We start from the raw sequence: 4,142 nt of genomic DNA, 5'->3' as shown, positions 1-4,142 counted from the left end.
ACCGTTGTTGCTCAACCTTGTTCTCTCCGTACTCGCCCTCGGACTCGTTAAACACCTCGCCTCGAAGTGTCTCACTCAAGGTTGACAGAGAGGGATGCAGCTTGTCCGCGACGGCGACCACAAAGGCGCGCAGCTCGTCGCAGAGGTCGACACCGTGGCCGCCGAGCTGGACACCCTCTACAGCCTGCGCGACGGCTACCTGTACCGCGGCGGCTACGAGTCGCTGCGCGTCGGCCCCGTCGATGCGTCCCGCTGGAAGAACCCCGACAAGCCAGGCCGCGGGCCCAGCGTCGCCGCACAGTTCCTCGACGGCCTCACCCGCAAGAACACCCTCTGGTTCCCCACCCAGGCCCAGGCCGTCGAGGCCGCCCAACCCGCCTACCAACGCGAGAAGGCCGAAGCCCAGGAGCGCGACCGCATCCGCCGCGAGCAGAACGCCCGCGCCCGCGCGTTCGCCGGATAGACCGCGGCCGGTGAGCGCCATCACCCGTGGACGTTGGCTCCTTTCTCCCGCGCGGGAAGCTCACCGGGAACCGTACCCAGGTAGGCCCGGCCGTGCCGACGTTGGCGCGTGAACACGGCCGGGCCGCCTGGCCAACCAACATGACGACGAGCACCAGGGCGACGAGGTAGCCCACACGATGACACCACCACAACCACACCCGCCGACAGCCGAGCAAACCGCCGGCGACGGATCGTCTACACCCATCGTCGCAGGCCAACGAGAGGGTGGGGGATACCCCCGCAACGCGCCCGGCCGCCTCCCGTGGCACAGGCGGGTTTCTACCCCTGCCGGGCTGAAACATTCGGGCCTTGGGGGTGCCTGATGGCGAGTAGACCCCGCGGCCTGAGCACACCCGGCCGCCGCCTGTGGAACGCGGTGACCGGCGAATACGAGCTGGACGCGCCCGAGCTGGTGTTGCTTGAGGAGGCGTGCAGAATCCGCGATTTCATCGCCGATTTGCGGCAGAAAGTCGCAGAAACCGGTGCGGTAATCGACTCTCCGCAGGGCCCGCGGTTGCACCCGGCGGCCGTCGAGGCCCGGCAACAGACCCTCGCGCTGGCGAAGGTGGTCGGCGCGTTGGGCCTGCCGAAGGGTGCCCTCGACGACATCGAGGGGAGCTGACCCGGTGGGCTATCGACGTAAACAACGTTTGCATCCGGCAGCACCGGAGGAACTGCTGAGTTTCGACGTTGAGCGGTGGGCGCCGCGCGGCTCGCATTGCGATCCGTGGCGCGCGACGGCCGCACACAACGCGTGGTGCGCCGCCAGGGCGGCCTGGGCGTCTACATCGCGCTGGCCCACAGGCGACGACCAGCGAGGGATCGAGGAGGCGATCACAATGCCCGACGAACCGTTCGATGTGAAAGAAGCTTTGTCGCCGCCGAAGTCACGAGGGTGAAAAGGGTTCGAGGTTCATGGGGCGGAACAAAGGTGACCGGCCAGCGTCTACCGTCGCTGAGGCTTGTGGGTGCGCTACGGACTAATTTTTCGTTTGCCTTCTACCAGCGCCACTAGCTTTTCCAAACTCTTCGTCGTTGCTGTCAAGTGATCTCCTGCGTATTCAAGCAGATTAACCCCATAGGCTTCACGAAAGAGCGCTCGACGAATATCGGACTTCTCCCGCTGAGTTAGCAAATAGTGCGCGGGGCGCGCGCCCTTGGCGCCAAATTGGTTTTCCAGTATTAGGCGAAGGTCAGGATCATCGAGACTGTAACCGATGAATAACGCGGTACGAGTTAGAAGTAGCGCTTCGAGCGTGTCTAGAGCGTGCCTGCCCTCTCGTCGAAGCCTTGTAAAGTCTAATCTCGTCAGTATTGTTCTCGACGAATGGTCAACAGATCCGTGTAACTTCAAAATTACCGGTTGCCCTTGGCGCACTATTGACGCAATCTCAGCGCTTTCATAGGATAGGATTCTGAACCCGTCCTTAAAGTGCCGGTCGAGGATTTTGTCGTAATTGGTCGTAACAATAATGCGAGGATCTAAGGCCGACAGTAGATCATGAATATCGTTCTTTTGGAATGCAGATTCAGAGGTAACCCCTCCGTCCACTTGAAGTGCAATTTCGTTTCTGAAATCGTCGAGTCTAGAAGTCACATCACAATGATGTTGGATTATCTCAGCTGCCGTAAGCAAATCATGCGCTTCGATAGCGCGTTTGACCTCAGCTGCACGGGTTCTACTTCCGGACAAGAACTTCTTCGACAAGGCTTCGATTAACTCTCGCCATCTTGGTGGCGAGAGCCCTAATGCGTTCTTGCTGTTGGACGAGATTCCAGCGCCAATTACTAGAACATAGTCCTGCTGACTAATTCTGTCGATCAGAACGTCGGGCCAGTCTGGCAAAGTAGCCCGCGGGCTCATAATGTATCGGCCTCGGCTGCACTTAACCGGCGGGCTAGTCGCTGGCCGATGTCGTCTAGTTGTTCGGCGTATCGACTCTGTTGGTTGAATTGCGCGCCTCGTAAGCCATCGGCCTGTGTGAGAGACGCGATTGGCGCGTGATGGGCCTGAGCCAAAGGCACCATAGCGAACATGTTAGGGACTATGCCCAGGTTGAGTTCGTTGACCCGTCCCGCCTTGACGGGTGTGCCAACGGCGGTTGCCAGCTTCTTTGCTTTGGTCGGAATTTGGCGTTTGTATCTGTCATAAGCACGAACGTTTCGCAGTTTCCCTTCACGCGCCTTCGTAACGTATTGCTGGATCGTGTAGCCGAGATATGTGGCCGTAAGGCCTCCTTGGCTCGGGATGATGTCGTCGGCCTCAGCGGGAAAAGCATCTCTCACCTGCTCGACACCACGGACGTATCGTCTCGACCATGTTTGAATCCAGGCGCCGATATTCTCAAGTGCGAAAAGGCTGAACAGGTCAGCTGCCGTAGGTGTTACAAAGTAATCCGAGCCAATCAGTACCGTGCGATTCAGTGCGCCAAGGCTTGGGCCGACATCAATTATTACGATGTCGTACTCAGTTGCGGTGGCGATCAGCTGCGCCACCCAATGTGTCCTTCGTGCGCCGCCCAGATCGCCAGTCTGGAAGGCCTCCCAGGATGAGCTGAACGTATCTTCAAGGAGCGCGAGGCTGGGGTGCCCCGGCAACACATCTAGCTCAAACCGTTCACTCCGTGTTGTCTCGTATCCTCGTTCAATTCCTGAATCACCTCGTCGCACATTGGAGAGCGCGTAGAGAACGGTGCGCTTGTCGTTGGGGTTCGTTTGTTTGCCAAAAATACTGTCCCACTGGTCGTCAGAGAGCAGAAGCTGCGTGGCATTACATTGTGGGTCGAGGTCGACGAACAGGATTCGTTTTTTCGAATATCGTGCGAGATGATATGCCATATTGCATGAAAGAGTTGTTTTTCCAACTCCGCCCTTGTTATTGATGAAGGCTAGTGCGCGCGGCTCTTTTATCGTCGGCAAGTGCTCGATTCCCTCCAAGTTTCGGTACTGCGCGATCAACACGTGACGGCGCAGGCGTTGAAGCAAAGCGTAGCTTGGTCAGCTTTCGGCGGGCCCGGTTCTTCGGAAGGCGACTTCGCCACGGTGGCGCGCCGATCCGCTGTTCTGACCGGCTGTCGACGCGAAAGCGGCCAGCCGCCCCGCGTGGGATTGCTGGCCGCTCGCGTAGGGGCTCAGGCCGACGGTTCGGCGAGCCGCTCGGTTTCGTCGGCCGCGGCGAGCAGCGCGGCGGCCAGCTCGCGCGCCGCGGTCGCAGTGAGAACGTCATCGACGTGGATGCCGACGGTCCGAATCGACCGCGCCGTTGGTGTCCTGGCGGCCGATGATGGACACGCTTTCGTGCTTGCGCGCGCCGGTGTAGTGGCGGCTGCCAGTGAAATGGCGCAGCGCTTCGCCGGTGTCGTCGTCGGTTATCCAATTTCCGACGTGGGTGGCGTCGGCGGGTGCGGGCACGTTGGCGGGCGGTGATGTGTGCATCTAGCTACCTCTCGGTGTGGTTGCTAGCGCCGTGCGCTGTCAGGTCACATTGAGGTCATGCGTCCGGGTTCGTGGACTGAGAATGACCTCTGAACTGCATCGAACGTGGTGCGCGATACTGGGATTGAACCAGTGACCTCTTCCGTGTCAGGGAAGCGCTCTCCCGCTGAGCTAATCGCGCTGGGGGTTCGAAAGCGGAGGTG

The 4,142-nt window shown here is 60.1% G+C and carries 5 protein-coding genes and 1 tRNA gene; 2 read left to right on the top strand and 4 right to left on the bottom strand.

Annotation, left to right across the window (positions count from 1 at the left end):
• Positions 1-94 precede the first annotated feature (94 nt).
• The gene (locus AC2VON_RS10600) at positions 95-463 is read left to right on the top strand and encodes a hypothetical protein (protein WP_486952917.1); all 369 of its coding nucleotides are present in this window, start codon (positions 95-97) and stop codon (positions 461-463) included.
• A gap of 363 nt (positions 464-826) precedes the next feature.
• Complete coding sequence (locus AC2VON_RS10595; RefSeq protein ID WP_486952916.1) at positions 827-1,126, top strand: hypothetical protein; 300 nt, start codon at positions 827-829, stop codon at positions 1,124-1,126.
• A gap of 351 nt (positions 1,127-1,477) precedes the next feature.
• Here AC2VON_RS10595 and AC2VON_RS10590 read toward each other — a convergent pair whose 3' ends face one another.
• The 4 genes from AC2VON_RS10590 to AC2VON_RS10575 form a co-directional block, all read right to left on the bottom strand.
• Entirely contained in the window at positions 1,478-2,368 is an 891-nt protein-coding gene (locus AC2VON_RS10590) for an SIR2 family NAD-dependent protein deacylase (protein ID WP_486952915.1), read from the bottom strand.
• Positions 2,365-3,462: a ParA family protein gene (locus tag AC2VON_RS10585; protein WP_486952914.1), complete on the bottom strand. Its 1,098-nt coding sequence runs from the start codon at positions 3,460-3,462 to the stop codon at positions 2,365-2,367. Before AC2VON_RS10585 ends, AC2VON_RS10590 begins: the two co-directional genes overlap by 4 nt.
• Positions 3,463-3,726: 264 nt before the next feature.
• A complete protein-coding gene (locus AC2VON_RS10580) occupies positions 3,727-3,939 on the bottom strand; it encodes a hypothetical protein (protein ID WP_486952913.1) in 213 nt (70 codons plus the stop codon).
• A 106-nt stretch (positions 3,940-4,045) separates the two neighbouring features.
• Positions 4,046-4,120: transfer RNA gene (locus AC2VON_RS10575), tRNA-Val, on the bottom strand.
• Between the last annotated feature and the right edge of the window lie 22 nt (positions 4,121-4,142).

Source organism: Mycobacterium sp. TH-M82 (assembly GCF_057473605.1).
The sequence above is the reverse complement of the archived record's forward strand: the minus strand, read 5'-3'. Positions and strand labels throughout refer to the sequence as shown.

Excerpts from the sequence above, each read along its gene's own strand:
- AC2VON_RS10600 (WP_486952917.1), top strand. The coding sequence starts at position 95 with ATGCAGCTTGTCCGCGACGGCGACCACAAAGGCGCGCAGCTCGTCGCA.
- AC2VON_RS10595 (WP_486952916.1), top strand. The coding sequence starts at position 827 with ATGGCGAGTAGACCCCGCGGCCTGAGCACACCCGGCCGCCGCCTGTGG.
- AC2VON_RS10590 (WP_486952915.1), bottom strand. The coding sequence starts at position 2,368 with ATGAGCCCGCGGGCTACTTTGCCAGACTGGCCCGACGTTCTGATCGAC.
- AC2VON_RS10580 (WP_486952913.1), bottom strand. The coding sequence starts at position 3,939 with ATGCACACATCACCGCCCGCCAACGTGCCCGCACCCGCCGACGCCACC.